Annotated in this window: 31 protein-coding genes and 3 tRNA genes; 2 read left to right on the top strand and 32 right to left on the bottom strand. The window is 72.6% G+C overall.

The window, feature by feature from the left end; all coding sequences use genetic code 11:
- Positions 1-125: 125 nt before the first annotated feature.
- The 23 genes from ACFWP2_RS20635 to ACFWP2_RS20525 all read right to left on the bottom strand — a co-directional run bounded on the left by ACFWP2_RS20635 (position 126) and on the right by ACFWP2_RS20525 (position 14,446).
- Positions 126-1,358, bottom strand: coding sequence for a phage major capsid protein (locus ACFWP2_RS20635; protein ID WP_380453301.1), 1,233 nt, complete (start codon positions 1,356-1,358; stop codon positions 126-128).
- Between the two features lie 87 nt (positions 1,359-1,445).
- Entirely contained in the window at positions 1,446-2,132 is a 687-nt protein-coding gene (locus ACFWP2_RS20630; RefSeq protein ID WP_380453299.1) for an HK97 family phage prohead protease, read from the bottom strand.
- Entirely contained in the window at positions 2,132-3,325 is a 1,194-nt protein-coding gene (locus ACFWP2_RS20625) for a phage portal protein (protein ID WP_380453297.1), read from the bottom strand. The genes ACFWP2_RS20630 and ACFWP2_RS20625 overlap by 1 nt, the downstream gene beginning before the upstream one ends.
- Positions 3,326-3,339: 14 nt before the next feature.
- Positions 3,340-4,797 carry a terminase gene (locus ACFWP2_RS20620; RefSeq protein ID WP_380453295.1) on the bottom strand — a complete coding sequence of 486 codons (1,458 nt, stop codon included), beginning with the start codon at positions 4,795-4,797 and terminating at the stop codon, positions 3,340-3,342.
- Positions 4,757-5,032: a hypothetical protein gene (locus ACFWP2_RS20615; protein WP_380453293.1), complete on the bottom strand. Its 276-nt coding sequence runs from the start codon at positions 5,030-5,032 to the stop codon at positions 4,757-4,759. The genes ACFWP2_RS20620 and ACFWP2_RS20615 overlap by 41 nt, the downstream gene beginning before the upstream one ends.
- Positions 5,033-5,139: 107 nt before the next feature.
- The gene (locus ACFWP2_RS20610; RefSeq protein WP_380453291.1) at positions 5,140-5,421 is read right to left on the bottom strand and encodes an HNH endonuclease; all 282 of its coding nucleotides are present in this window, start codon (positions 5,419-5,421) and stop codon (positions 5,140-5,142) included.
- 83 nt (positions 5,422-5,504) lie between these two features.
- Positions 5,505-5,747, bottom strand: a complete 243-nt coding sequence (locus ACFWP2_RS20605; RefSeq protein WP_380453289.1) for a hypothetical protein — start codon at positions 5,745-5,747, stop codon at positions 5,505-5,507.
- Between the two features lie 29 nt (positions 5,748-5,776).
- Positions 5,777-6,070, bottom strand: a complete 294-nt coding sequence (locus tag ACFWP2_RS20600) for a hypothetical protein (RefSeq protein WP_380453287.1) — start codon at positions 6,068-6,070, stop codon at positions 5,777-5,779.
- A 125-nt stretch (positions 6,071-6,195) separates the two neighbouring features.
- Positions 6,196-6,408, bottom strand: a complete 213-nt coding sequence (locus tag ACFWP2_RS20595) for a type IV toxin-antitoxin system AbiEi family antitoxin domain-containing protein (protein WP_380453285.1) — start codon at positions 6,406-6,408, stop codon at positions 6,196-6,198.
- Entirely contained in the window at positions 6,405-6,878 is a 474-nt protein-coding gene (locus tag ACFWP2_RS20590) for a DUF6221 family protein (RefSeq protein ID WP_380453283.1), read from the bottom strand. The genes ACFWP2_RS20595 and ACFWP2_RS20590 overlap by 4 nt, the downstream gene beginning before the upstream one ends.
- Complete coding sequence (locus ACFWP2_RS20585; protein ID WP_380453281.1) at positions 6,875-7,477, bottom strand: hypothetical protein; 603 nt, start codon at positions 7,475-7,477, stop codon at positions 6,875-6,877. The genes ACFWP2_RS20590 and ACFWP2_RS20585 overlap by 4 nt, the downstream gene beginning before the upstream one ends.
- Before the next feature lie 62 nt (positions 7,478-7,539).
- Positions 7,540-8,262 carry a hypothetical protein gene (locus ACFWP2_RS20580; protein ID WP_380453279.1) on the bottom strand — a complete coding sequence of 241 codons (723 nt, stop codon included), beginning with the start codon at positions 8,260-8,262 and terminating at the stop codon, positions 7,540-7,542.
- A 23-nt stretch (positions 8,263-8,285) separates the two neighbouring features.
- Positions 8,286-8,933 (bottom strand): hypothetical protein, encoded by a 648-nt coding sequence (locus ACFWP2_RS20575; RefSeq protein ID WP_380453277.1) that lies wholly within the window; start codon positions 8,931-8,933, stop codon positions 8,286-8,288.
- Positions 8,934-8,992: 59 nt separating this feature from the next.
- Positions 8,993-9,406 (bottom strand): hypothetical protein, encoded by a 414-nt coding sequence (locus ACFWP2_RS20570; RefSeq protein WP_380453275.1) that lies wholly within the window; start codon positions 9,404-9,406, stop codon positions 8,993-8,995.
- Positions 9,406-9,711: a hypothetical protein gene (locus ACFWP2_RS20565; RefSeq protein WP_380453273.1), complete on the bottom strand. Its 306-nt coding sequence runs from the start codon at positions 9,709-9,711 to the stop codon at positions 9,406-9,408. The genes ACFWP2_RS20570 and ACFWP2_RS20565 overlap by 1 nt, the downstream gene beginning before the upstream one ends.
- Positions 9,712-9,721: 10 nt before the next feature.
- The gene (locus ACFWP2_RS20560) at positions 9,722-9,955 is read right to left on the bottom strand and encodes a hypothetical protein (protein WP_380453271.1); all 234 of its coding nucleotides are present in this window, start codon (positions 9,953-9,955) and stop codon (positions 9,722-9,724) included.
- Positions 9,956-9,984: 29 nt separating this feature from the next.
- Entirely contained in the window at positions 9,985-11,553 is a 1,569-nt protein-coding gene (locus ACFWP2_RS20555; RefSeq protein ID WP_380453269.1) for a hypothetical protein, read from the bottom strand.
- A gap of 85 nt (positions 11,554-11,638) precedes the next feature.
- Positions 11,639-12,121, bottom strand: a complete 483-nt coding sequence (locus ACFWP2_RS20550; protein ID WP_380453267.1) for a hypothetical protein — start codon at positions 12,119-12,121, stop codon at positions 11,639-11,641.
- A gap of 202 nt (positions 12,122-12,323) precedes the next feature.
- Entirely contained in the window at positions 12,324-12,479 is a 156-nt protein-coding gene (locus ACFWP2_RS20545) for a hypothetical protein (protein WP_380453265.1), read from the bottom strand.
- The gene (locus ACFWP2_RS20540; RefSeq protein WP_380453263.1) at positions 12,476-12,898 is read right to left on the bottom strand and encodes a hypothetical protein; all 423 of its coding nucleotides are present in this window, start codon (positions 12,896-12,898) and stop codon (positions 12,476-12,478) included. Before ACFWP2_RS20540 ends, ACFWP2_RS20545 begins: the two co-directional genes overlap by 4 nt.
- A complete protein-coding gene (locus ACFWP2_RS20535) occupies positions 12,895-13,254 on the bottom strand; it encodes a hypothetical protein (RefSeq protein ID WP_380453261.1) in 360 nt (119 codons plus the stop codon). The genes ACFWP2_RS20540 and ACFWP2_RS20535 overlap by 4 nt, the downstream gene beginning before the upstream one ends.
- Positions 13,251-13,889: a hypothetical protein gene (locus ACFWP2_RS20530; RefSeq protein ID WP_380453259.1), complete on the bottom strand. Its 639-nt coding sequence runs from the start codon at positions 13,887-13,889 to the stop codon at positions 13,251-13,253. The genes ACFWP2_RS20535 and ACFWP2_RS20530 overlap by 4 nt, the downstream gene beginning before the upstream one ends.
- 314 nt (positions 13,890-14,203) lie before the next feature.
- Positions 14,204-14,446 carry a DNA-binding protein gene (locus tag ACFWP2_RS20525; protein ID WP_380453257.1) on the bottom strand — a complete coding sequence of 81 codons (243 nt, stop codon included), beginning with the start codon at positions 14,444-14,446 and terminating at the stop codon, positions 14,204-14,206.
- 284 nt (positions 14,447-14,730) lie between these two features.
- Between ACFWP2_RS20525 and ACFWP2_RS20520 the strand changes: the two genes are divergently transcribed.
- Together ACFWP2_RS20520 and ACFWP2_RS20515 are read left to right on the top strand one after the other, a co-directional pair.
- A complete protein-coding gene (locus ACFWP2_RS20520; protein ID WP_380453255.1) occupies positions 14,731-15,162 on the top strand; it encodes a hypothetical protein in 432 nt (143 codons plus the stop codon).
- Between the two features lie 123 nt (positions 15,163-15,285).
- The gene (locus ACFWP2_RS20515) at positions 15,286-15,558 is read left to right on the top strand and encodes a hypothetical protein (protein ID WP_380453253.1); all 273 of its coding nucleotides are present in this window, start codon (positions 15,286-15,288) and stop codon (positions 15,556-15,558) included.
- Between the two features lie 55 nt (positions 15,559-15,613).
- Here the strand turns inward: ACFWP2_RS20515 and ACFWP2_RS20510 are convergent, their stop codons facing one another.
- The 9 genes from ACFWP2_RS20510 to gyrA form a co-directional block, all read right to left on the bottom strand.
- The gene (locus ACFWP2_RS20510) at positions 15,614-16,903 is read right to left on the bottom strand and encodes a tyrosine-type recombinase/integrase (protein ID WP_380453251.1); all 1,290 of its coding nucleotides are present in this window, start codon (positions 16,901-16,903) and stop codon (positions 15,614-15,616) included.
- Between the two features lie 104 nt (positions 16,904-17,007).
- A tRNA-Ala gene (locus tag ACFWP2_RS20505) sits at positions 17,008-17,080 on the bottom strand.
- Between the two features lie 186 nt (positions 17,081-17,266).
- Positions 17,267-17,395 (bottom strand): DLW-39 family protein, encoded by a 129-nt coding sequence (locus ACFWP2_RS20500; protein WP_014137031.1) that lies wholly within the window; start codon positions 17,393-17,395, stop codon positions 17,267-17,269.
- 259 nt (positions 17,396-17,654) lie between these two features.
- On the bottom strand, positions 17,655-18,017 hold the full coding sequence (locus ACFWP2_RS20495) for a DUF6191 domain-containing protein (protein WP_380453249.1): 363 nt from the start codon (positions 18,015-18,017) through the stop codon (positions 17,655-17,657).
- Between the two features lie 149 nt (positions 18,018-18,166).
- Positions 18,167-18,240, bottom strand: a tRNA-Ile gene (locus tag ACFWP2_RS20490).
- Between the two features lie 104 nt (positions 18,241-18,344).
- Positions 18,345-18,418: transfer RNA gene (locus ACFWP2_RS20485), tRNA-Ile, on the bottom strand.
- A 16-nt stretch (positions 18,419-18,434) separates the two neighbouring features.
- Positions 18,435-19,829, bottom strand: a complete 1,395-nt coding sequence (locus ACFWP2_RS20480) for a class I SAM-dependent methyltransferase (RefSeq protein WP_380453247.1) — start codon at positions 19,827-19,829, stop codon at positions 18,435-18,437.
- 260 nt (positions 19,830-20,089) lie between these two features.
- Complete coding sequence (locus ACFWP2_RS20475) at positions 20,090-20,833, bottom strand: DUF3566 domain-containing protein (RefSeq protein WP_380453245.1); 744 nt, start codon at positions 20,831-20,833, stop codon at positions 20,090-20,092.
- A 150-nt stretch (positions 20,834-20,983) separates the two neighbouring features.
- Positions 20,984-23,530 (bottom strand): DNA gyrase subunit A, encoded by a 2,547-nt coding sequence (gene gyrA, locus ACFWP2_RS20470; RefSeq protein ID WP_380453315.1) that lies wholly within the window; start codon positions 23,528-23,530, stop codon positions 20,984-20,986.
- Between the last annotated feature and the right edge of the window lie 74 nt (positions 23,531-23,604).

The raw sequence follows: 23,604 nt of genomic DNA, 5'->3' as shown, positions 1-23,604 counted from the left end.
CGGGCGGTGGGGGGTGCGGTTTTTCTGGCCGCGCTTGCGCCGGCCCCGGGGGGTCCCCTCGCGGTGGGGGGGGGGGTGGGGGGGCGCGGGCGCGCGGGGGCGCGCCGGCGCGGGCCGGACAGGGATCAGGTCGCGGCGCCGGCGTAGTACTTGATCGCGCCGGTGGTGTCGATCTGGTCGCCGTCGCCGCGCAGGATCGCGCGGTAGGTGATGAGGTCGCTGTTGAACGCGTAGTCGTCGCTCCGCTCGAAGCGGACCGCCTCGACCTGCCGCACGAAGTACGTCGAGAAGTCGCCGAACAGGATGGACTTCGCGGTGACGGCAGTGGCCGGCATGTTTGGGTCGGTGAACAGCGGCTTGCCGAGGATGCTGTCCGGCGAGCCGGACAGGCCCGGGGTCCACAGGTAGGCGCCGGTGGTGTCCTTGAGCTTGCGGACGGCGGCGACGGTGGAGTCGCGCATCATCCACCCGCACGACCCCGAGCCCCGGTACGGCGCGATGACGGAGTAGAACAGGTCGATCAGGTCGTCGGCGCTCGGAACGCCGGCGACGCCGGTCGCACCGGTCTTGCCGAGCGAGGCCGCGGTGAGCGCGCCGTTGGGCTGCGAGCTGCCGGTGCCGGTGATGAGGTGCGCGCCGAAGCCGTTGCCGAGCGCCCGGCCGGCCTGCTTGGCGAGGTAGCCGACGAGGTCGACGGCGGTGTCGTTGGCCAGCTCGTGCGAGACCTGGAGCAGGAACCCGTACTTGTAGGCGTCGAGCGGGACCTGGCCGAACGTGGGGTCGTTGGCGGCCAGCGTTCCGGCCTCGGCGACGATCGACGCGTTCGTGCTGTGCGCGGTCGTCTTCGGGACCTGCATCTGCTCGCCGGTCGTGGTGGTCAGGACCGTGGGCCCGGCGGCGAGGATGCCGGACACCTCGATCATGTGCTCGACGAGCCGGTTGTAGAAGCTGATCGGCACCGTGTTGGCGCCGGCGGCCGCGGTGAGCTTGGACAAGGTCCGCAGGTCCATCGGCATCGGGCCGTCGGGCCGGATCTCGAAGGCACGGGAACCGGACTGGCCGGTCAGCCAGGACCGGACCTCCTCGGCCTCGCCCTTGGCCTGCGGGGTGCCGCGCTCGGCGGGCCGCTTGAGGAGGTCGGCGAACGCGGCCTCCGCGTCGCGGGTGCGCTGCTCGGCCGCCTGCATGTCCTTGACGCGCTCGTCGATCCGGTCGAGGTCGGCGTTCAGGCGCTGGTAGGTCTGCTCCTCCTCGCCGGTCAGCTCCCGCTTGTCCGCCTCGGCGGTGTCCAGCAGGACCTTGGCCTGCTCCCAGATGTTCGCGCGGCGTTCCTGGAGCCGCTGGATGAAGTCGCTCAACGTGCCCTCCCTGGGCATGACGGTGTCGCCCGTCGGCCGGGCCGGGGGCGTGGTGGACGGGGATGTCGAGGTGGGGTTGGCCCTGCCTCAGGGGGTGCGGCGCCTCAGCAGTTCGGCGCGCCGCTGCCGCAGGCTCACGAGCGGGTGGGGGTCGCCCTGCCCGGTCGGAGCCATGTCGATGACGGTGGCCGCGGGGGCGCGGCCGAGGAAGCGGGCCAGGCCGTCGCCCGCGGCGGCGGCCCGGACCTCCTCGACGGTGGCGCCGGCGCGCTCGGCGAGCGAGCGCAGCCCGGTGTCGGTGTCGAGGTAGGCGGGGGAGTTGACGGGGGCGACGTCGACCAGCTGGCCGGACAGCAGGGTCCGCAGCGGGAAGCCCTGGTCCGTCATGGACCAGTCGTCTTCGAAGCAGAAGAACGCGAACGAGGACCGGGTGACGTCGCCGCGCTGGACGAGCTCGTAGACGTCCGCGCGGGTGGACGGGAGGTCGGCGGTGTAGTCCAGGCCGGTGCCGTCCACGACCAGGCGCAGCGTGCCGCCCGCGGTCGTGCCCAACAGGAAGTCGTCGTCGTGGTTGTAGCGGGCCATCGCCTCGGGCCAGCCGTCGCCCTCGGACTTGGCGAAGAACCCGGGGTCGATGCGCTCGACGAAGCCCCCCAGGTTCCGGCTGAGCGTGTTGAACTTGGCGGCGTACCCGCCGATGGTCATCTTGCCCGGGCCGGTGTCCGCGCGGACCTCGACCAGGCCGCGCGCCGTGCGGCGCTCTGCCGTGCTCATCAGGCCTCCAGGGCCGGGGGTTGGATGGTGGCGGCCGCGCGCTGCGGCCCGTACAGGTCGCCGCCCGCGCCCGGGGGCAGCGGGGAGAGGTTCTCCAGCGCGCGGATCTCGTCGAGGTTGCGCCAGCCCTGCTCCAGGGCCAGGCCGTGGGCCCGGTACCGCTCGATGATCGTGGTGCGCACCATGGCGTCGACGTTGAAGCGCACCGCCTCGCGGCCGGGCATCAGGGTGGACAGCTTGTTCTCCAGGCGGACCAGCCACGGGCGCAGCGTGAGGACGACCAACTCGTTGGCGGCGGCCTCGACGTTGGTGTAGGTCATGGAGCCGCCGGAGTCGCCGCCGACCATGGTCGGCGGGACGCCGTAGATCGCGGCGATCTGGCTCGCGTTGAGCCGCATCGTCTCGATGAACTGCGACTCCTCGGGCGAGACCTGGAGCGCGGTGAAGTCCCAGTCGGAGCCGAGGACCAACGGCTTGCGGGAGCGGATCCGGGCGGAGATCCGGTCGCTGATCTCCTCGGACTCGTCCCGGGTGATCGTCCGGGATCCGTTCTTCAGCACACCCGGCGGCGTGCCGCCGTTGGTGAACCACGACAGCCCGTAGTCGGTGGTCTCCAGGCCAACGCCGATGGTGCGGGCGAAGACCTGGACGGGCGACAAGCCCTTGACGTGCCCGGGGAGCACCATCCATGGGATGTGGACGATGTCGGCGTCGGGCACCTGGCGGCCCTGCCAGTAGAAGACGGGCCGGGTCGGGAACTCCTCGTCGACGAAGACGTCGTCGGGGTTGAGCCACTCGACCATCGTCGGGAAGCCGAGGTCGTCCCGGGCGGTCACCAACCCGTAGGCGTTGCCGCGCAGGCACATCGACAGCACGCACTTCTGGAGCCACGTGAAGAGGTCGTCCTGGGCAGCCGGCGCCCACAGCAACTGGGGTATGTAGCTGAGGGGTTCGCGGTTGGAGCCGTCGCGCCGGTACAGCTGGAGCGGCAGCGAGGCGACCTGTTCGGAGATCAGGCGCACGCACGCCCACAGCGGGATCAGGGCCAGTGCGCGCTCGGTGGACACCTGGGAGCGAGCGGGGCCGCCCGAGGCCCAGGGCAGCGAGGTGATTGCCCGCGACGTCGCACCGGCGATCCACCGGAACGGCGCCGCGAGCGCGCGGCCGAAGCGGCCCATGCGGGTGTCGGCCATCGGCGTCACCTCCTTCACAGGACGGAGTCGAGGACGTCGTAATCGGCGCCTTCGACGAGGTGGGCCCTGGTCTCCCAGGCCCAGCGGGCGAGGGTGAGGGCGACCAGGGGGGAGATGTCGACGGTGGAGATGCGCCGGCCCCAGGCCCAGGCGTCGCCGAGCGGGCGGGTCTTGGCGCCGCGGATCGCCTCGGCGACCTCGGGTTGGGCGGTGTGCCGCACGGTCCGCTGGGTGATCGCGTCGACCAGCTGGCCGCAGGCGGCAGCGACGTCCGGCGCGGCCGGGACGGCCAGGTCGCCGTGCGCGGGCCGCTCTGGGTCGTCGGGGCGGCCGATGCCGGCCTTGTCGAGGTCGACCAGCAGCGAGCCGGCCGGGCCCTTGGCGTCGAGGGCGATCGCCACCGGATCCCAGCGGTCGGCGAGTTGGACCAGGCGGTCGACGATCCACTCCGTCCCGGGACGGCGGTCGATCACCTCCAGGTGGCCGGTGCCGTCGGCCCGCAGCCCGTACGCGGCGATGCTCGCCCAGTCCCGCGAGGGGGTGACGTCGAGTGCAAACGCGACGTCGCCGACCAGCTGGGACTCCTCGTCGGCGAGGACGTCCCACACGGCCGGATCGATCACGCCGCCGCCCTCGGTGAGCCGGGGTAGCCACGCGCCGAGGCGCTCGATCATGAAGCGCTCGCCGAGGCCCGATGGCAGGGCCTCGCCCCTCACGAACTCCTCGGTCATGCGCCTGCCCATCGCCGGGTTGCAGGCGAGCCACAGGTCGACGTCCTGGGCGGCGCGGCGGCGGTGCTCGGGGTCGGTGGGGTCGAGGTCGGTGCCCCAGTCCATGTGCATCATGCGCGGGTCCGCACCGGACTCGCCATCCTCGCGCAGGCCGTAGCACCACGCGTCAGGGGTGAGCGGCGGCGTGCCGAAGAACCACAACTGCGGATCGGGCCTCGCGGACATGGTGGGCAGCTGGGCGGCCATCTGTTCCGGGACGATCTCCTGTGCCTCGTCCATCACGTTCTTGTCGCCGGAGAAGCCGCGGCCGGAGCCGCGCGAGCGGGCGATGAAGCGCAGCCGGCCGCCACCCGCCGAGCGGGTCAGCTCGATGCCCTGCTCGCCGTTGGCCTGCCAGTACCGGTTGACCCGCCGGTCCAGGTCCGGCGTGGACTGGACCAGCTCCTTGATCCGCAGGAACGCTTCCTGCGCGGTCTTGTACTCGTGCGCGCTGTGCAGGATCAACCGTTCACGGGTGAGGAACAGCCACCCCAGCTCCAGGGCCTCGATGATGCCACCCTTGCCGTTCTGCCGCGGCACCCACACGGAGTTCTTGAACGTCGCCCAAGACCCGTCGGCGCGCTCGCCCAGGCCGTGTGTCAGAACGAACTGCTGCCACGGGTCCAGGTGCAGGCCGGCCGAGGCGGCGAGGTCGATGAACTCAGGTGCCGCGCTCGACACCGCCGGCGGGAACGTTGCCACCCTGGGCGTCTGCGCGCCGCGCCGCACGGCGGGCGGAGAGGTCGTCAACGGGGCTCACCTCCCGGCCGCCCGGGAGCGACTCCAGCTCGGCGAGCGTCGCCCGCAACTCCTTGGACAGCACAGCGACGGCCGGGCCCTCGATGGACTCCAGCTCGGTGGCGAGCTTGTCCCGGACCGCTTCCAACGCGGCCCGCCGGTCACCCGATCCAGCCGCCGAGGACACCGGTCCGACCATGATCAACACCACCTCGAATGCGCGGGGAGAGACGCGGGCGACTGGGCGCGGGGCCGTCCGGCCAGCCCACCCAAAAACGGACATCACCCCAGGTCACGAATTTGTGGTCACCAGTCACGGGACGTGCGCACCGCCTTCGTGATGGGGCGGGCACCCCGCTCGGTGTTGCACAGCCGGAGGCAGGTTGGGCACGGCGCGTTGGCCCCGTGTGCCGGCCGCATGCCGTGCGGGTCGAGGGGCTGGCCGGGGTCGACGCTCACCGGGGTGAGGTGGTCCGCCTCGCCCGCGCCCTCGTGTCCGCAGATGTGGCAGACCGTTCCGTAGATCGCGAACATGGCGCGGCGTGCGCGCTGGTACGGGCGGCCGGACCGGTGTCGGGCACGGGACATGCTGCTCCTCTCCGGAAGGGGGGTGCCTGTTCGGAGGGAGGGGGGTGACTTTTCCCGGAGGGGGGCGGACTTCCGCCGGGGGCTCAGCTGTCCGCCGGGGCGCAGCCGGGCAGGTCCTCGGGGAACGGGATGTGCAGGCGGGCCGTGACGGCCTGGCCGTCGCCGTCGACGACGATGTTGCCCGAGGGGGAGCGGACGAAGACGGTGAGGAACGTGCCGGCCCGGACGTCGAAGCGTACCGAGGTGACCAGGGCGGGATCGAGGCCGAGGGCCTGGAGCGCGGCGACGTGCTGGTCGTGGGTGATGGCGGTGGGCAACGGTGTCATGCGGGCATGGGGCGCAGCGGGCTCGGTGGTCACGAGCGCGGGGGCCAGGTCCATGTGCCGGGCACGGTCCCCTCGACTCGGCTGGTGGCCCAGTGGGCGTCGACCCCGTCGAGGTGAACCTGGAGGTTGCAGGCGCCGGGGGTGCCGGGCCAGGTGCGGACGACGGTGGCCGGGTAGGTGTGGCCGGCCTCGGCGCGGTTGCCGAGGGTCTCGACGTCGATGCGGTCGCGGGTGGCGCGGCCGGCGCGGCGCCGGTTGATGGTGTTGGCGTCGTCCTGGGTGAGGGTGTAGTGGACGGTACGGCCGAGAGTGGGCTTCGGCATGGATCCTCCTGAACATGCCGAAGGCCCCGCAGCTGCTGTTCTGCTGCGGGGCCTTCTGGGTCTTTGTCACCCGGAAGCGGACACACGGGTGGTGCGAAGATCGTTGCACTGCATTGCGCCGCTGGTCAAGCGGGATCGCTGCCGCGTGGCTTCCACTGCGAGACCAGGGCCAGAGCGGCCTCGGCGTCGTACTCGGGGTAGTGGTCGGAACCGCCGACCCGGACGAGACGGCCGCGGTGGACCCAGCCGCGGACGGTTGCGGCCGGGACGCCGAGGCGCCCGAGGTCGGCCCTGGTCACCCGGCCGGTGGGTGGTACGCGGTCGCGGGGTCCGGTCATGCGTCGGCCGGTGCCCACTCGGGCTGGTAGTCGGGGTGGTCGCGGTAGGGCAGCGCCAGCAGGCGGAGGACCGGGCGCAGGTGTCGGGCGTCCTCGGCGCGGTTCTCGTCAAAGTAGCCGTCCGCGTCTTCGGCGGCGTCGGCGACGGCGGAGGTGTACCGGTCGATGATGCGCCGCTTGGCGGCGACATCGGCGAGTGCGCGGGCCGGGTCGTGGTGGGCGATGTGCACGGCGTCGGTGTGGGGCGTCATGGTGACACCGCACAGGGTGGCGCCGCCGTGACGGTTTCCGCCGATACCGAGGTACTCACCGCCGCCCGCGAGGTAGGCGCCGGGCTCGGGGTGCCAGAGTTCGCCGGTGCCTCGGTGTCGCCACTCCCAGGAACGGCCGCCGGCGTCGCGGGCGATCGTCTCGTCGTCGGCGATCCGGGCGCTGAGGAATTCGGCCAAGGCGTCCAAGTCGGTGTTCATGCAGTCACCTTGGCACGCTCGGCGTTCTCGGTGGGCTCGATGGCGCGGCACAGCTGTGTGACCCGGGTGGGGTCGACGCCGGCCGCGTCGGCGACGAGTTGGCGCGGGACGCCACCGGCGCGCAGCCGGCGGATGAGGTCGTCGCGGGTGTTCGCCGCGGCGGCGGCGCGCCTGAGCTGGGTGAGCGCGCTCACCCCCAACGCCGAGCCGTCGTCCGGGACCGGTATCCAGTCGCTCAGCGCTTTGTCGGCCTGCTCCAGGTGGAAGGGTGCGTCGTCGGCCGCGCGCCGGTCGAGGGCCGACCAGCCGATGGTGACCAGGGTCGGTCCCGGTTGCGGGGTGAGGGGGCTCACCATCTGGCGCCGGCCGTTGGTGAGGGTGCTCACCTCGCCTCGGGCGTAGGCGGTGTGGGTGGGCACGCGGCGGTAACTTGGCTGGTCAGCGAGTTGCACGGTCAGGATGGTGGCGCCGTCCGGGGTGGTCTCGACCCCCCAGACGGTCGCGGTGCCGGTGAGGACCCAGGCGCCGGCCAGGCCGTGCAGCTGCGCGGTGTGGACGGCGCCGATGGTCCATTCGGTGTCGGTGGTGAGCGGGCTCACGGGTGTCTCCGGTCAGGGTGAGTGGGCTCACCGGGGTGGGGTGAGCGCGGTGTGGTCGGGGTTCAGATGCCAAGGGCTGCGATGGCGCGGGCGTGTTGGGCGCGGGAGCGGCGGTCGTCCAGGTGCGCGCCGGTGAGGCAGCCGGGGTGGTCGCACGCGACGGTGACGTGGCCCTCGGGCGGGCGGCCGTAGTGCTGCACGAACACGACGCGGGCGGGGACGAGGTGGCGGCCGCGGTGGTTGAGCAGCGGCCGGCCGTCGGAGTCGTGCGGGCCGGTCCACTCCAGGTGGCCGCCGGGCGCGGAGCGGGTGAGGGCGGCCAGCTTCGCCTCGGCGCTGTCGTAGACCGTGCGCGGGGCGTGGACGACGCGGCGCTCGGCGGTGTCGATCTGGTGCTCGGGGGCGACGCAGCCGGGCCGCCCGCAGCCGGCCTTGGCGTAGCCCTCGGGGTCGGTGCCGTGGTGGATGCGGTAGGCGACGCGGTGGGCGCTGTAGGCGGTGCCGGAGTGCCGCATCACCCGGCCGCCGCCGCTGGTGTGCTCGCCGGTCCACGTCATGTGGCCGCCGCCGGTGCGGCGAGTGTGGCTGCGCCACTTCTCCTCGACGGTGCGCGTCTGCGGGGTACCGCCGGGTCGGGCGGGGATCCCGGCGTCGATGCGCAGCTGGCGGACGGAGCGGCGGTCCATGTGGAGGGCGGTGGCGACGGCGGCGGTCGAGTGGCCGGCGCGCAGCAGGCGGCGGGCCCGAGCGTGCTTGGCGGCCAGCTCGGCGCGGGACGGGGGCATGGGGGGTCTCCTTCGGGGTGTGGTCAGGCGGCCGGGCGAGCGGCGGCGGTACGGCCGTGCTCGATGCGGCGGCGCAGCTGGAGCCACTGGAGCGGGCCCCACTCGGCGCGGCACCGGGTGCAGCGAACGGTGTCCCCGCCGTGCGGCATCTCCAGGCGGCCGCCGCAGGCCTCGGCGGGGCCCTGTCCGGGGTCGGCGGGGTGGTGGCCGACGAGCGTGGGGCGGTCAGTCGGGGCGACGTGGCGGGCGGCGGCCTGGTGAAGCCGACCGATCTCGCGCGCGCAGTCCCCGGCGGCCGACCAGTCCAGCCGGATGTAGGTGAGGTGCCGGTGGAGACCGCGGGCGGCACGGCGGACGCGTCCGGCGAGGTCGCCCCACGGTGCGGGCCACGGGATGTCGGCGTCCTGGTGGAGGGCCTCGCGCCACGTCTCCAGGACGCTGACGATGCCGCCGGGGCCGATCAGGTCCAGAACGTCCTCGGCCACCGGCAGCGGGGCGTCCGGTCCGGCCGGCGTGGTGCCGAGGCGGTCTCGGGTCTGGGACGAGGGGCGCAGGTAGGCGCCGAGCGCGGTGTAGAGGTGCGGCAGGTCGACGAGGTGGCGGCCGAGGCGTTGGGCGCACGGGGTGCAGAGCCGGCCGGGGGCGGGGCGGGTGCAGAGCTGGCAGTCCATGTGGTGGTCCTGGTGGTACGGGCCGCCCGGCCGGGGCCGGGCGGCGGTGAGCGGCGGGGTCAGGTCTCGTGGCGCAGCGCGGGGCCGATCCGGTCCAGCTCGGTGGCGAGGTCGATGCCGGCGTCGGTGAGGGCTGCGCGCAGACGGGCCATGGCGGCGCCCTCGCCGGTGCCTACGGCGATCTGGTCGTTGGTCAGCTGTTCGGCCGGGCTCGCCTGGGTGTGGTCGGCGACGATCCGCAGGACCGTGGTCGCCGTCTTCGTCCGGTCGGCGGTACGACGGGCGGCGGCCCGGGCGCCGCCGGCGGTGCGCCGTTCCTGGGTGCGGTCGGAGCGGTCGTGCTCCCAGAGCCGCAGCAGGACACCGGCCTCGTCCGGGCCCAGGCGGCCGGCGGCCCGGCGGACCAGGTGATCGAGCCGGGTGCGCTCGGTGTCGGTGAGCGGGACGGGCGTAGGACGCTGGTGGCGAGTCATCAGCGAGTCCTCGGGGTGATCGGGCGGGGCGGGCCGTCGTGGCCGGCGCGGCGGTCGCGGCCGTACCGGTCCGTGTCCTCGCCGGCCGCGCACAGGTCGACGTCCACGACGCCCACGACGGCCAGGCGGCGCGGCACGCGGCCGGCGGACAGCTCGGCCCGTTCCTCGGGGGTGATGTGCGTGCAGGCCCGACGGCGAACGCTGTCCGCGAAGAACTCGCTGCGGCTGCTGTGGGAGGCGTACACGGGGGCGGGGCGGCCGTCGTGCGGCTCGGGGCACTGCCAGGTGATGGACGGGATGCTCATGGTGGTCTCCTCAGGCGGCCGCGGGCGCGGTCTGGACAGTGGTCTCGGAGGCGACCAGCCGAATGGTCCAGCCGCCCTCGATGGGCTCGACGGTGGCGACGTCGAGCAGCGGCGCGCACGGCCACAGCACCGGCTCGCCAAGGCTGGCCCAACAGCCGGCGCAGAGCACGTGGTCGTGGGAGTTGGTGGGGGTGAGCAGGGCGTGGTCGATGACGATCTGGTGGGCGGTGGTCGTGGTGCTCATCGGCGGTCCTCGAGTGTGGTGCGGGCGGGTCAGGCGGCGGAGGTCTCGGCTTCGCGGGCAAGGCGGCGGGCGGCGCGGGCCTCGCGGTACGCACGGCCGACGCTGCTGTCCGGTACAGGCGCCCAGGTGCGGGCGGTGTCGGCCGCACACATGCCGCACGGCAGTGCGACAGCGGGGTGGGCGGCGCAGACCCAGGTCCGGGGCCGGTCGGCGACCGGGGTGGGCTCGGGGTGCGGCTCGGGGGCGGGCGCGGGGTGGTGCTGCGCTCGGCGGGCGGCCGCGACGGCGCGGGCGTCCTCGATGCGGGTGGTGCAGGAGCGGCAGTTGTCCTCGCGGACCAGGTCCCAGCCGGACTCGCACTGCGGGAGCGAGCAGCCGCGGCGGGTCAGGCCCCGCTCGGCCAACCAGCCGTACGGACGCCGGACGTCGGCCGGGTTGGCGGTGGCGTAGCGGCTGCGCAGCCGGGTGGCGACCCGGCCGACGTCGCCGGCCTCCTCGATGGCGGCGCCGACGGCGCGGGCGGCGGCCCGCTGCTCCCAGCGGCTCATCCGGGCCACCAGGTCCGGGACCTCGGCGAGGACGCGGTAGGCGGCGGGGGTGATGAGCAGCGGGGGCAGGGCAGTTCGCTGTTCCGGCGCAGCCGAAGCGGGGGCGGGCCGGACGGCGCCGTCGCGGGTGCTCGTGTGCGCGCCCGTGTCGCGCGGTACGGGCGTATCGCCTACGGCGGCACCGCAACCACCCACAGGGCGGCGCCTGTTGGAGAGATCTTGTTCAAGGGATCTTGTTCGTCCGGTTGATCCGTTAGGGGTACTCGCGGCCGATCCGTGAGGGGTGGTGACGGCCGATCCGCGAGGGGCCTCGGCCAGGTCGGCGAGGTCGAACAGCTCCAGCTGGCCGTCGATCTCGCCGCGGTGGGCGGGTTCCGACGGGGCCGGCCGGGCGGCCTTGACACGGCGCGGCTGCGGGATGTCGAGGGTGAGCTGGGTGGCGCGGCCGGGCACCGGCGCGGGGTGGACGGTGTAGCGGGCAGCGCGGCCGCTGGCCTGCTGCCGGGTGATCCACCCGGCGGCGAGCAGCTCGGAGACGGCCGTCCGGGCGCGGGCCGGGCTGATGCCGGCCGCCCGGGCGATCTGGTCCATGCTGGTCGGCTCGTCCAAGTGCTGCCGCACACTGAGCGCGCAGTAGGCCAGGAACTCGTAGCCGGGCAGGACGTTGCGGGCGTAGGCGCTGACGCACACCCACAGGACGGTGTCGTCGTCGGCTTCGGGCAGGGCGAGGATGCGCGCCGAGGTGCCGCCGGGGCGGCGGACGGCGCGGACGATTCCGGCGGCCTCGGCGGCGCGCAGGCCTGCGCCGACGGTGTCGGGGTGCAGCTCCAGGCCGGCGGCGAGCGTACGGTCGGCGGCCCAGCAGTAGCCGTCGGCGCCCCGCGCGTAGTCGCCGACCAGGGTGGCGGCGCGCAGGTGGTCACCGGTGAGCGCCGGCATCCAGCTCGACGGGAAGCGGGTCCAGAACGGCGCCGCCGCAGCGGCACGCCGGGGCGGCCGCTGCCCGGCGTCGGTGTCGGGCACGGCGGCGGCGACGGCGGGCCGCTGCATCAGGGGTTCTCCAGTCTGGTCGGTGCTGGTGCCCGAGGGTGCGGGTCGGTGCGCGCCGCGCCCTCGGGCCGTACGGGGGCGCGGGCTACGGGCGGCGGTAGCCTGCGGAGTCGAGCGCGGCGGCCAGGCCGTCGACCTCGTCCGGGTCGACGCCGGCGCGGGCGAGCGTCGCGCGCAGACCGGCCTGCCGCGCCTCGACCGGAGCGTCGCCGAACAGCGGGTCCTGGCGCGGGTCGCGGCGGGACGGGTGGCCGTCCCGGTCGAGGTAGTACGTCGTCGCCGGGACCTGGCCCTTGGGCGCCCTGAGCACCGTGCTCATGGCGACGCTGAGCGGCCCGCCCTCGACGTGGCCCTGGGGCGGCTCGACGGTGATGAGCAGTTGGAGCGTGCCCTTCTTGCCGTGCCGGGCGACCGCGCCGAACAACTCGTGCAGCTCGGAGGACGCGGCGTCGTGGACGCGCCCGCCCATGAACTCGCGGACGATCTCGGAGAACGGCATGGGCTCGGGGTCGGTGTGCACGACACCGGTGGTGAGGTCGATGTGCGCGGTGGTGGGCGTGGTGCTCATGGGCGGTCCTTGGTGCGAAGAGGGCAGGTGGTGAGGTGGGCGGGCCCCGTGATCCGGACGAGCCGAATCACGGCGGCCTCGCCGAGGGCGGCGTCCCGGTGACCGCACGGACAGACGTAGTCGGCATACGGGGCGCGGGTCCGGGTCCCGAACACGACGTGCAGCCCGACGAGCGGCACGCACGGCGTGACCGGGCGGGGAGTCACCGCAGCGGATCCGGGATGGGCTGCGGCCGGCGGGTCGTGCCCGTGGGGATGGCGCGGGCCTCGCGCCGGTCGTGGTGAAGCTGCTCGGCCCAGGCGACGAGCCAGCACAGGGCCGCGATGATGCACAGCGCGAGGACGAGTCGAGTGCTCACAGGTCACCGCCCGTCGAAGCGGTGGCCGGGCGCAGCTCGGCCAGCGCGATGCCGACCGTGGCGCAGGGGCCCGAGCAGTACCACCGGCCGCACATGGCGGATCCGACCACCCGGATGAACACCCAGCCGTCCCCGCCGACACGCGGGTCGGTGCCGTCCTCGCCACAGCCCTCGGTGGGGCAGCGGGCGGACAGCGGCCGCGTGGCGATCACCGGGCGTTCGCCGGTGAGGCCGCGGTTCCACTCGTGTGCGGACCGGGGTGCCTGAGCCGCGGCCCGCTCCCGCTTGGACGCGTTGTAGGCCGCGCGGCACCCGCAGCCGTCGTTGGTGGGGATGCCAACCTTGCGGTAGCGGTGCTGGCGATAGCCCTTGATGGTGCCGTGCTCGATCGGGTCGAGCGTCTTCGTCTGGAGGCTCATGCGATCTCACCTGCCGTCAGTCGCACGGGCAGCGCGGTGACGTAGTACTCGGTGTTCTCGCCGTCCGCGGCCAGGTACTCCTCGGCGGGGTCCTCGTCGCGGACCGGGAGCCAGGCCAGCTGGGACTCGGGTCGCGCGACGGCGGCGTCCAGCAGGCAGCGCCCCTGGGCGGCGTCCCGGCTGGCGTACAGCCCGAGGGAGTCGGCGTCCCACGACGCCCGGTAGATCTCCAGTGGGGCGGTGCGCAGCAGGCCGGCGGCGGCGAGGGCCTGGACGATCGCGGCCGGAGTCGGGTCCGTGCCGAGCTTCGCCTGGACCACCAGCTCGGCGGCGCGGGTGATGTGCTGCTGCGTCACGACGCCACCGCCGTACGTCCCAGGTACACGGCGGCCGTGAGCGAGACCGGCACGCCGTCGACGCTGCACTCGCCGCGGCCCATCCGAGAGTTGCCGGTCGCGTAGTCCCGCCACTGGATCTCGGCGCCGAGCTCGACACCCCACGCCTCGATGGCGCCGGCGGCGTCCGCGTGGACCGTCACCCGCGGGGTGTCGTCGTAGGGGTAGCGGTCCACACTCACCGAGACGGGCGACGGGCTCAGCTGCTGCGACAGGCGCAGCGCCAGACCATGCGCCACGACCAGCGGGGACTCGTCCGGTACCGCGACCGCGCGCGTCTGCTCCAGCTCGGCGCGCAGCTGCTCCGCCTCGGCGCGGGCTGCGGACAGCTTGTCGTCAGTCGCGTAGGCCAGGCGGTCCATCGTGACGACCTCCGCCACCAGGTGACGCAGCATCGGCGCGGCCTGCCGGAGCAGACGTGCCGCATGGGCGCGGGTCGCGGAACGCCAGCGGCGGGCGGCCGGGACCAGGGTGTCGAGGTCCAGGTGGTGTACGGCGAGGAGCGCCTCGGCCGGCAGCGCGGGTACGTCGTCGGGGACCGCGGCGTCAAGCGCGGTCTCGGCCGCGGTCGGGCCGGTGTTGCTACGCTGATGCATGTGTTCCTGCTTCCGTCGTAGTAGCGGGGTGGGCAGGGTCGGGGCCGTCCAGGTGTGAGAGCCGGGGGACGGCCCGTCCCATGTCTGGGGTCAGACGGTGGTCTGCCGGACGGGCACTGGGCGGACCCGGATGTACTGGCGGATCTCGCCTGCGCGGTCGCCGTCGAGAGGGCGGGACACCCTGGTCACGTCCAGTCGGGGGTCGGAGCGAAGCGCCGCGAGTGCAGCGGCAGCGACCTCGGGGGATCCGGTGATGCGGATCTGGCCGGTGGCGGGAGCGCTACCCGGGGGAGTCGGGTTGGCCATTGGGGAGATCAGGCCGCGTGGCGGGCGCCGAGCGGGACCAGGGCCGCCGGCCCGGCCTTGGCGGACGTCGGAAGCGCGTCCGGCTGGACGGCGTGAAGCTGGCGAATCTCCGCCACGTGTTCCGACGAGAACCTCACCGCGCGGCCGTACTTCTCGTGCGGGAGCCGCTTGATGTGCCGGCGCAGCCAGCTCTCGTTGATGTCCAGCAGCTTGGCCAGGCCTGCGTAGTCGAGGAAGGGGGACGAGGACATCGGTGCTCCTTGGTGCCGGTCGATGCGACTCGATGCCAGTCGCTCGCGTTCGCGAACACGAAAATACACGTTCGCGTTCGCGAACGCGAGACCTTAAGGGATGATCAAGTTTTCGTCTTGGCTGCTCTTTGGCCGGTTCTTGACGTCAGGAGGTAACGACGGCGACACGGCCCCGCTGTTAGCCTCGTTCGCGAACGCGGGCACGCCAGTGCACCTGGGGCGCCCGCCCGCGAGTACCTCCCGGACCACCGCCGGGGAGGGAAGCATGCGAATGGAGGCGAGTCATGTCTGACTCGAACGGGCCCGCTGGGGGCACTGGGGGCGCGCTTACCGCGTTGGTGCGCGCGGTTCTCGACCAGCCCGGGATGTCGTTCCGACGCCTGGCCGAAGCCGCGGTCGACCCGGAGACGGGATACAGGATCGGCCAGACCTGGCTCCACAAGCTGACACGGGGCGAAGTGTCCCGTGCCCCCGAGCCTCAGGTTCTACGCGCGCTGGCCGCCGGCACGAGCCTCCCCCTGACTCGCGTGCAGCAGGCGGCCGCCGAGGAGTTCCTGGGCTACACGGCCAGCGAGCTTGCCGGCATGCCCGAGGACGCACTAGTGATTGTCGGACATCTGGCTGACATGGACCCTACAGACCTGCCGCAGGTCAGGGCCGTGATCGAGGCCCTCCTGTCCAAGGGTGACGAAAGTTCTGGCAAGCGGGAGGTTTAGTTCCGGATTGAACCAAACGGAGCCACTAACTCCTGGTCGCTGCCCGTGTTCGGGTGTACGTTCGATCCGGCCTCGCGAGGAGGACGGCCGGGCGCAACGCCGGCCGGGACTAGGGGGTTATGTGTGAACACCGTCACCCACGCTGCGGAACTGGATGCGGGCGCACCGCTCATCATCGCGGCCCGTACCGAGACGCTGATCATCGTGGGCGACCCCAGAGTCGTCCCGGCCTCCCGGCTGGCGCACATCGCGAGTACGGCGCAGCGCGTGATGGCTGACCGCGGCCTCGGACCGCGTGACACCGCCCAACTGCTCGCCCCCTACGTCGGTCAGCTGATCACCGGCACCGAGACCGAGACCGGCCTTCTCGCTGCGCCCGGTCGTTCCACCGTCTGACTCCGCCGCAACCGCGCCCCTGCTCGACGAGCAGGGGCGCGGCGTGGTTTCCGGGCTACGCCGCGACGAGCACGGCCGCCCGACTCAGCTCGACGGCCTGGCGGACGTCGTCCGGAATGACCGGGGAGAGTGCGGCCTCCATGGCGAAGGCGACGGCGGCGACCAGGTCGTCATCGAGGATCGCGAGAAGGTGGCCGTACTCGTCCACGGTGGTCTGGATCGACTCGTGCCCCAGGCGGGCCGAGATGGCCGGCAGAGGGATGTTGCGGGCGATCAGCCAGGCCGCGTGGGTGTGGCGGGTGTCGTGGAGCCTTGGGCGCTTCGTGAGGCCCTCGGCGGCCGCGGCCTCGATGGCGGGATTCCACCGGAGACGCCAGAAGCTCCCGGGCCACCAGGCGCCGCCCTCGGGCGCGGTGAAGAGCAAATCCCCGGGCTTCTTCCCCTTGGCCGCCCGGGCCAGGATCGACGCCAGAAGCGGCGTCAGGACGAGCACGCGGCGGCTCTTCTTGCTCTTCGGAGCGCCAGTGACCCTGGTCCCCTCCTCGTCGTACTTCCAGGTCCGGGAGACCCGCAGGATCGGCCGGCCGTTGAGGTGGTCGAGGTCACGCACCTGGAGGGCGGTGGCCTCGCCCCAACGCAGCCCAGTCCCGAACATCACCTGGATGAGGTCGAGGGCGTCGGCGGCGAGGCACCGCAAAACCAACCCTGCCTCCCAGTGCTCCAGGAACGTCTTCACCTCGCTGTCACCGTCGTCGGCTCGGGGCAGGGCCGTCTGGAGGCAGGGGTTGGAGCGACGTAGCGGGTCGTCCCCGGAGGCGGCGGCCTGGAGGATCGCCGAGAGCAGTCCGTGGTTGTCCCGGATGGTCTTGGCCTTGTACTTCCGGCGCTTGTGGCCGGGCGGGTCGTGCGGGGCCCGGTTACCGGCCGCGAGGTCGTTGACCCAGGCCTTAACCGCCTCGGTGGGGAGAACGAGCGGGCCGTCCGCGACGGCGTACTCCCGGAACCACGGGACCATGTTGCGGGCGATCAGCTTCCGGTACTTCGCCTTGGTGTCGCCCTGCACGCCTGTGAGGTGATTCACATAGTTCATGGCGTAGGCCTCGAACATGTGCGCCGGGTCGACCTCGGGCGCTTCGGGCTCCTCCTCGACGAATCCGCGGCCGCGGACCCACCCCGGGGGCCAGTGCTCGCCATGCCCCTCGACGAGCTTCCTGAACTGCTCGGCGCTGGTCTCGTCGCCGAACCGCTCGGACTCTTGCTTTGCGCCGCGGGCACCGCCGTCACGCCACGTGACCGTGTACGTAACCCCGCCCTGTTTGCGTTCGCGAACGCGAATGGATGCCATGAGAGGACCATACGCCCGGATGTGCTGACACGGTGCTGACGCGCACCGGAAATGCCAAAGGGCGGCCGACCTGTTTCACCAGGTCAGCCGCCCTTTGGCTGCTGTGGAGCATAGGAGACTCGAACTCCTGACATCTGCCTTGCAAAGGCAGCGCTCTACCAACTGAGCTAATGCCCCTCGACGGCACCGCGCGTGCCAACGGGCACTAGCGTACCGGTTTCCGGCGCGATTCCCAGCGCCGTCCCCTTGGAACGGTGCTGTTCCGTGGGGTCGGCCGGTCCGGTTCGTCGACCGGGCCGGCCGGCCCGGGAGGCGCCGAAGGGCGCCTCCGGAATTCGTCGATCGTCAGATCGCCGGGGGGGTTCAGCGACCGGCCGGAACCGGGTCGGTGGCCTCGGTCCACAGGTCCTGCTCGGCGCGGTCCGCCTGGACCTGACGGTAGACAAAGAAGCCGCCGAGGGCGACCAGGGCGACCAGGAGAAGCTTCTTCACCGCGGGACCTCGTCCTTCTTGCGTTGGTGGACTCAAGAGCCGGATCCGGCCGGACTGACCGGGCCGACGAGTCCAGTTGTGTTTCGAGCGCGAACGGGCGGCCGGGTGCCAGACTGCCCTTGCGGCCGATGATACACACCGGTGTCCCAATCGTGACCAGCCACCGGCACGGCCAACCCGGCGGTCCGGTCCCAGGATTGACGCCGCACCTCCTCGCGGGCGGTCCGGCGCCCCGGGACCCGTCCGGCGCGCCCGTGGATCAGGCCCGGTCCTCCGGGCCGTTCACCGGCCCCTCCGCGGGCTCCTTCGCGGGACGGTCCGGCACCACCACCACGGCCGTGCCGCCCGCCAGGTCCACCCTGGTCCGGGGCGGCGCCCCCTCGCCCTCCTCGTCGCGCAGCATCAGGGTGCTGCCGCGTTCGTCCAGCTCATGCTGCTTGCCCGCGGCGAACTGCGCGTGCAGCTGCTCGAACCCGGTGGCCGAGATCTGGCCCTCCCGGCCGGTCCCCCGCCAGGGCACCCAGCGGGCCCGGCCCGCCCGCAGCGCCAGCTGGTCGAGCGCCGCCAGCACCACCAGGGCGCAGACCAGTCCGGGGATGCTCATCGCCCACAACAACGCCATGCCGCCACCAACCCTCCACCGTCCCTCCCCGGGGAACCGCCGGGACGGGCGGGGAGTTCCGCGGGCGGACGGCGGGAGAGCGGCGAGAAGAGCAACGGGGAAGAACGCCGAAGGGCCCGGAGTGGATCACTCCGGGCCCTTCGTGGAGGTGGGCCTAACAGGACTTGAACCTGTGGCCTCTTCCTTATCAGGGAAGCGCTCTAACCGTCTGAGCTATAGGCCCTCACCGAACAGAGATCGTACCGGATTCCGGCCGCGGCACGGCCCCGCCCGATCTCGGAACTGTCGAAGGGCCCGGAGTGGATCACTCCGGGCCCTTCGCGGTTGTGGGCCTAACAGGACTTGAACCTGTGGCCTCTTCCTTATCAGGGAAGCGCTCTAACCGTCTGAGCTATAGGCCCTTGCCGCACTGAAAGATTAGCGGACCGACGGCCGATCTCCCAAATCCGGCTCGGCCGGGGCTGCGGCGGCACCCCCCGCGACCAGCTCCGGCGCACCGGCGGCCGGGCGCAGCAGCCACTCCTCGCGGGTCGGCGGCAGGCCCGCCGAGCCCTCCGCGGTGCTGCGGACGGCGAGGACCTGGTTGATCCCGATCCGGTTCTGCTCGAAGGCGAGCGCGGAGGCCGCCATGTACAGCCGCCAGACCCGGGCCCGGCCGCGGCCGACCAGCCGGACCGCCTCCGTCCAGTGCGCCTCCAGGTTGGCCACCCACTCGCGCAGGGTCAGCGCGTAGTGCTCGCGCAGCGACTCGACGTCCCGGACCTCGAAGCCGGCCTCCTCCAGCCGTGCCACGGTGGAACCGACGGGGGAGAGCTCGCCGTCCGGGAAGACGTAGCGGTCGATGAAGGGGCTGGTGCGGTGCTGCTCACCGGGGAGGTCGGGGCGGCGGGCGATCTGGTGGTTGAGCAGCCGGCCGCCGGGCACCAGCAGCCGGTACAGGCCCTCGGCGTAGACCCGGTACTGCTCGGAGCCGACGTGCTCGGCCATCCCGACGCTGGAGATCGCGTCGAAGGGCCCGTCGGTGATCTCCCGGTAGTCCTGGAGCCGGATCTCGACCCGGTCGGACAGTCCGGCCTCCTCGACCCGGGCGCGGGCCAGCGCGACCTGCTCCCGGGAGATGGAGACGCCGACCGCGGTGACCCCGTAGTGCTCCGCCGCGTGCAGCAGCAGCGAGCCCCAGCCGCAGCCGACGTCCAGCAGGCGCATCCCGGGGCGCAGGCCGAGCTTGCGGCAGATCAGGTCGAGCTTGGCCTCCTGGGCGGCCTCCAGGCTCTTCGCCTCCGGCGTCCAGTAGGCGCACGAGTAGACCATCGAGGAGCCCAGCACGAGCCGGTAGAAGTCGTTCCCGACGTCGTAGTGGTGGCTGATGGCCGCGCGGTCCCGGCTGCGGCTGTGCAGCCGTCCCGAGGCCCTGCGGACCTCCTCGCGGGGCGGCTCGGGTTCGGGGCCGACCGCGCCGGCCCGCAGCGCGGTGGCGAGCACCCGGCGGCCCTTGGCGCCGAGCACGTCCCGCGGCCCGAAAGCCAGGGTGCGGATCTCCGGCCGCTCGGCGAAGCGGGCGACGGCGGAGAGCGTCTCGTACAGGTCGGTGCCGGGGGCCAGTTCGAGGTCCCCCGCGACGTAGGCCCGGGCCAGGCCCAGCTCGTCCGGCTGCCAGATCAGCCGGCGCAGCGCCCGGCGGTTGCGCAGGACCACGGTGGGCGCGCCCGGCGGCCCGGCGACGCTGCCGTCCCAGGCCTGCACCCGCAGCGGTACCGGGACCCCCAACAGCCCTTCCAGGGCCTCCACCAACTGACCTGCGAGCTTCCCCACCGCGCGCCTCCGTCCGGTCGTCCTGCGGAACCTCAGCTGACCCGGTCGGGCTGACCGGGGGCGGCCTGCGACACTCCCAGGCACGGGACGGGCGGCACCCAGCTAATCCCACCGCGGCCGCCCGGTTTCCGGGTGGCACGCCGCGGGCAGCCGGCTGTCACCCGAAATGCCGACGGACCCCACCGGCTGGAACAGCCGATGGGGTCCGCACATTCCGTGCCAGGACGGAGAACTGACCGAGGGTCAGGATCTGACCGGAATCAGTCCTCCTCGGCCAGGGTGAGCTCGACGCCGCCGGTGAAGCCGGCCGCCGCGTTGTAGATGAACGCGGAGAGCGTGGACAGGGCGGTCAGCAGGACGACGTCGACCACGGCGATCAGCGTGGTGAAGGTCATCACCTTGCCGAACCCGACGTAGTCCATCAGGTTCAGGCCACCGCTGCTGTCCGAGCCGGTGACGTCCTTGAGGGTCTTGGTCAGCGAGTCGAAGACGCCGAGCGAGTCCAGCGTCATCCACAGCACGGCCGCGGCCACGATGATGATGATGCCGACGGCCAGCGACAGCAGGAAGCTGACCTTCATCACCGACCACGGGTCGACCTTGGTCACCCGCAGCCGGGCCTTGCGCGTCCGGCCGAGACCGGCGCCGCCGACCGCGGGGGCCGGGGCCGCGGCGGGGCGACGCGCCGCCCCGCCGGTGGGGGTGCCACCGGGCGGGGTGTGCCCCGCGGTCCGGGTGCCCCGGGCCGGGGTCGGCTGCCCCTTGGCGTACGTGGTCGGCTGCGAGAAGCCGCCCGGGCCGGCGGCCTGGCCGCCGCTCGCCGGGGCGGGCTGCTGGCCGCCGTAGGTCGCACCGCTCTGGCCCGCTCCGCCGGCCGGTGGCATCAGCGAGGTGGACGCGGCCGAGTGCTCGGTCGGCGGCTGCGGAACGCCGTACGACCCCCCGCCCTGCGCGCCCGGACGGCCGCCGGAGGTTCCTCCCGCAGCACCCGTGGCTCCACTCACCTGGTCCTCCCGCACTTCCCACCAGGACGGCGGTGCCGCCCTGCTTCGTCACTCGTCATCCAGCGCCCGGCGGGATTGCCCGGAACTGGTCGGCGCCCGGTGCCGCCGCGTCCGTTCAGTGGACGCGGCGGCACCGGTCTGCGGTTCGGTTCAGGCCTCGACGTCTCCGTCGACTGCCGTCCCCGCGCCCTCGGCCGTCTCGGTGGACTCGGTGGACTCGGTACCCGCCACCTCGTCCTCCGCCGTCTCCTCGTCCTCGGCCTCCGCGTTGCGAGCCATGCCCACGACCGCATCGCGCTTTCCGAGGTTGATCAGTTGGACGCCCATGGTGTCACGTCCGGTTTCACGAACCTCGGAAACCCTCGTGCGGATCACCCCACCCGAGAGGGTGATCGCCATGATCTCGTCGGATTCGTCGACCACCAGCGCGCCGACCAGCGAACCCCGGCCCTCGACGATCTTCGCCGCCTTGGTGCCGTAGCCGCCGCGTCCCTGGACACGGTACTCGTCCACACCGGTGCGCTTGGCGTACCCGCCGTCAGTGGCGGTGAAGACGTAGGTACCCGGACGGACGACGTTCATCGACAGCAGCTCGTCGTCCTCGCGGAACGCCATGCCCTTGACGCCGGAGGTGGCGCGGCCGGTGGGACGCAGGGCGTCGTCGGTCGCGGTGAACCGGATCGACTGGGCCTTCCTGGAGACCAGCAGCAGGTCGTCCTCGGCGGAGACCAGCTCGGCACCGATCAGCTCGTCGTCCCGGCCCTGCTCGTCCTGGCGCAGGTTGATCGCGATCAGGCCGCCGGAGCGCGGCGAGTCGTAGTCCTTGAGCGCGGACTTCTTCACCAGGCCGGCCCGGGTGGCGAGGACCAGGTACGGCTTGTCCTCGTAGGTGCGGACGGCCATCACCTGGGTGATGTGCTCCTCCGGCTGGAAGGCCAGCAGGTTGGCGACGTGCTGGCCGCGGGCGTCGCGCCCGGCGTCCGGCAGCTCGTAGCCCTTGGCCCGGTAGACCCGGCCCTTGTTGGTGAAGAACAGGATCCAGTTGTGGGTCGTCGTCACGAAGAAGTGGTCGACGATGTCGTCCTGCTTCAGCTGGGCGCCGCGCACGCCCTTGCCGCCGCGCTTCTGCGAGCGGTAGAGGTCGGAGCGGGTCCGCTTGACGTAGCCGCCACGGGTGATGGTGACGACGATGTCCTCCTCGGCGATGAGGTCCTCGATGGAGAGGTCGCCGTCGGAGGGGATGAGGGTGGAGCGCCGCTCGTCGCCGTACTTCTCGACGAGCGCGGTGAGCTCCTCGGAGATGATCTCCCGCTGGCGGGTCGGCGAGGCCAGGATCGCGTTGTACTCGTCGATCTTGCGCTGGAGCTCGTCGTGCTCGTCCATGATCCGCTGGCGCTCCAGGGCGGCCAGGCGGCGCAGCTGCATCTCCAGGATGGCGTTGGCCTGGAGCTCGTCGATGTCGAGCAGGCCCATCAGGCCGGTGCGGGCGGCATCGGCGCTGGCCGAGGCCCGGATCAGCGCGATGACGTCGTCGATCAGGTCCAGGGCCTTCAGCAGCGCGCGCAGGATGTGGGCGCGCTCCTCGGCCTTGCGCAGCCGGAAGGTGGTGCGCCGGACGATGACCTCGACCTGGTGGTTGACCCAGTGCCGGATGAAGGCGTCCAGCGACAGGGTGCGCGGCACTCCGTCGACCAGGGCCAGCATGTTGGCGCCGAAGTTGGTCTGCAGCTCGGTGTGCTTGTAGAGGTTGTTCAGCACGACCTTGGCGACCGCGTCGCGCTTGAGCACGACGACCAGGCGGGTGCCGGTGCGGGACGAGGACTCGTCGCGGACGTCGGCGATGCCGGCGATCTTGCCGTCCTTGACCAGGTCGGCGATCTTCAGCGCGAGGTTGTCCGGGTTGACCTGGAACGGCAGCTCGGTGATCACCAGGCACTGGCGGCCCTGGATCTCCTCGACCTCGACCACGGCCCGCATGGTGACCGAGCCGCGGCCGGTGCGGTAGTAGTCGTCGATCCCGCGGCGGCCGACGATCAGCGCGCCGGTGGGGAAGTCGGGGCCCTTGATCCGCTCGATCAGGGCCTCCAGCAGCTCCTCGGCGGAGGCCTCGGGGTTCTCCAGGTACCAGAGCGCGCCGGAGGCGACCTCGCGGAGGTTGTGCGGCGGGATGTTGGTGGCCATGCCGACCGCGATGCCGGTGGCGCCGTTGACCAGCAGGTTGGGGAAGCGGGCCGGGAGGACGGTCGGCTCCTGCGAGCGGCCGTCGTAGTTGGGCGCGAAGTCGACGGTCTCCTCGTCGATGTCGCGCATCATCTCCATGGCCAGCGGCATCATCTTGCACTCGGTGTAGCGCATGGCCGCGGCCGGGTCGTTGCCCGGGGAGCCGAAGTTGCCGTTGCCGTCCACCAGCGGCATCCGCATCGACCACGGCTGGGCCAGGCGGACCACGGTGTCGTAGATCGAGGTGTCACCGTGCGGGTGGTAGTTGCCCATGACGTCGCCGACGACGCGGGCGCACTTGTAGTAGCCCTTCTCGGGGCGGTACCCGCCGTCGTACATCGCGTAGAGCACGCGGCGGTGCACCGGCTTGAGGCCGTCGCGGACCTCGGGCAGCGCACGGCTGACGATCACGCTCATCGCGTAGTCGAGGTACGAGCGCTGCATCTCGGTCTCGAGCTCGACCGGCTCGATCCGCATCGTCGCCTGGGCGGTGGCCTCGGCGGCCTCGGGCGTCTCGGGCTGTTCGCCTTCGGGACGGTTGTCGTCGACCA

Origin of the sequence: Kitasatospora sp. NPDC058444 (genome assembly GCF_042721415.1) — a bacterium.
Lineage (GTDB): Bacteria > Actinomycetota > Actinomycetes > Streptomycetales > Streptomycetaceae > Kitasatospora.
The sequence above is the reverse complement of the archived record's forward strand: the minus strand, read 5'-3'. Positions and strand labels throughout refer to the sequence as shown.

What these genes read in the sequence shown, in the direction of transcription:
- ACFWP2_RS20560 (WP_380453271.1), bottom strand. Translation starts at nt 9,955, where the DNA reads ATGAGCACCACGACCACCGCCCACCAGATCGTCATCGACCACGCCCTG.
- ACFWP2_RS20565 (WP_380453273.1), bottom strand. Translation starts at nt 9,711, where the DNA reads ATGAGCATCCCGTCCATCACCTGGCAGTGCCCCGAGCCGCACGACGGC.
- ACFWP2_RS20615 (WP_380453293.1), bottom strand. Translation starts at nt 5,032, where the DNA reads ATGGTCGGACCGGTGTCCTCGGCGGCTGGATCGGGTGACCGGCGGGCC.
- ACFWP2_RS20540 (WP_380453263.1), bottom strand. Translation starts at nt 12,898, where the DNA reads ATGAGCCTCCAGACGAAGACGCTCGACCCGATCGAGCACGGCACCATC.
- ACFWP2_RS20590 (WP_380453283.1), bottom strand. Translation starts at nt 6,878, where the DNA reads ATGAACACCGACTTGGACGCCTTGGCCGAATTCCTCAGCGCCCGGATC.
- ACFWP2_RS20530 (WP_380453259.1), bottom strand. Translation starts at nt 13,889, where the DNA reads ATGCATCAGCGTAGCAACACCGGCCCGACCGCGGCCGAGACCGCGCTT.
- ACFWP2_RS20520 (WP_380453255.1), top strand. Translation starts at nt 14,731, where the DNA reads ATGTCTGACTCGAACGGGCCCGCTGGGGGCACTGGGGGCGCGCTTACC.
- ACFWP2_RS20495 (WP_380453249.1), bottom strand. Translation starts at nt 18,017, where the DNA reads ATGGCGTTGTTGTGGGCGATGAGCATCCCCGGACTGGTCTGCGCCCTG.
- ACFWP2_RS20525 (WP_380453257.1), bottom strand. Translation starts at nt 14,446, where the DNA reads ATGTCCTCGTCCCCCTTCCTCGACTACGCAGGCCTGGCCAAGCTGCTG.
- ACFWP2_RS20625 (WP_380453297.1), bottom strand. Translation starts at nt 3,325, where the DNA reads ATGGCCGACACCCGCATGGGCCGCTTCGGCCGCGCGCTCGCGGCGCCG.
- ACFWP2_RS20550 (WP_380453267.1), bottom strand. Translation starts at nt 12,121, where the DNA reads ATGAGCACCACGCCCACCACCGCGCACATCGACCTCACCACCGGTGTC.
- ACFWP2_RS20580 (WP_380453279.1), bottom strand. Translation starts at nt 8,262, where the DNA reads ATGCCCCCGTCCCGCGCCGAGCTGGCCGCCAAGCACGCTCGGGCCCGC.
- ACFWP2_RS20605 (WP_380453289.1), bottom strand. Translation starts at nt 5,747, where the DNA reads ATGACACCGTTGCCCACCGCCATCACCCACGACCAGCACGTCGCCGCG.
- ACFWP2_RS20600 (WP_380453287.1), bottom strand. Translation starts at nt 6,070, where the DNA reads ATGCCGAAGCCCACTCTCGGCCGTACCGTCCACTACACCCTCACCCAG.
- ACFWP2_RS20630 (WP_380453299.1), bottom strand. Translation starts at nt 2,132, where the DNA reads ATGAGCACGGCAGAGCGCCGCACGGCGCGCGGCCTGGTCGAGGTCCGC.
- ACFWP2_RS20555 (WP_380453269.1), bottom strand. Translation starts at nt 11,553, where the DNA reads ATGCAGCGGCCCGCCGTCGCCGCCGCCGTGCCCGACACCGACGCCGGG.
- gyrA (WP_380453315.1), bottom strand. Translation starts at nt 23,530, where the DNA reads ATGCGGATCGAGCCGGTCGAGCTCGAGACCGAGATGCAGCGCTCGTAC.
- ACFWP2_RS20575 (WP_380453277.1), bottom strand. Translation starts at nt 8,933, where the DNA reads ATGGACTGCCAGCTCTGCACCCGCCCCGCCCCCGGCCGGCTCTGCACC.
- ACFWP2_RS20510 (WP_380453251.1), bottom strand. Translation starts at nt 16,903, where the DNA reads ATGGCATCCATTCGCGTTCGCGAACGCAAACAGGGCGGGGTTACGTAC.
- ACFWP2_RS20610 (WP_380453291.1), bottom strand. Translation starts at nt 5,421, where the DNA reads ATGTCCCGTGCCCGACACCGGTCCGGCCGCCCGTACCAGCGCGCACGC.
- ACFWP2_RS20570 (WP_380453275.1), bottom strand. Translation starts at nt 9,406, where the DNA reads ATGACTCGCCACCAGCGTCCTACGCCCGTCCCGCTCACCGACACCGAG.
- ACFWP2_RS20595 (WP_380453285.1), bottom strand. Translation starts at nt 6,408, where the DNA reads ATGACCGGACCCCGCGACCGCGTACCACCCACCGGCCGGGTGACCAGG.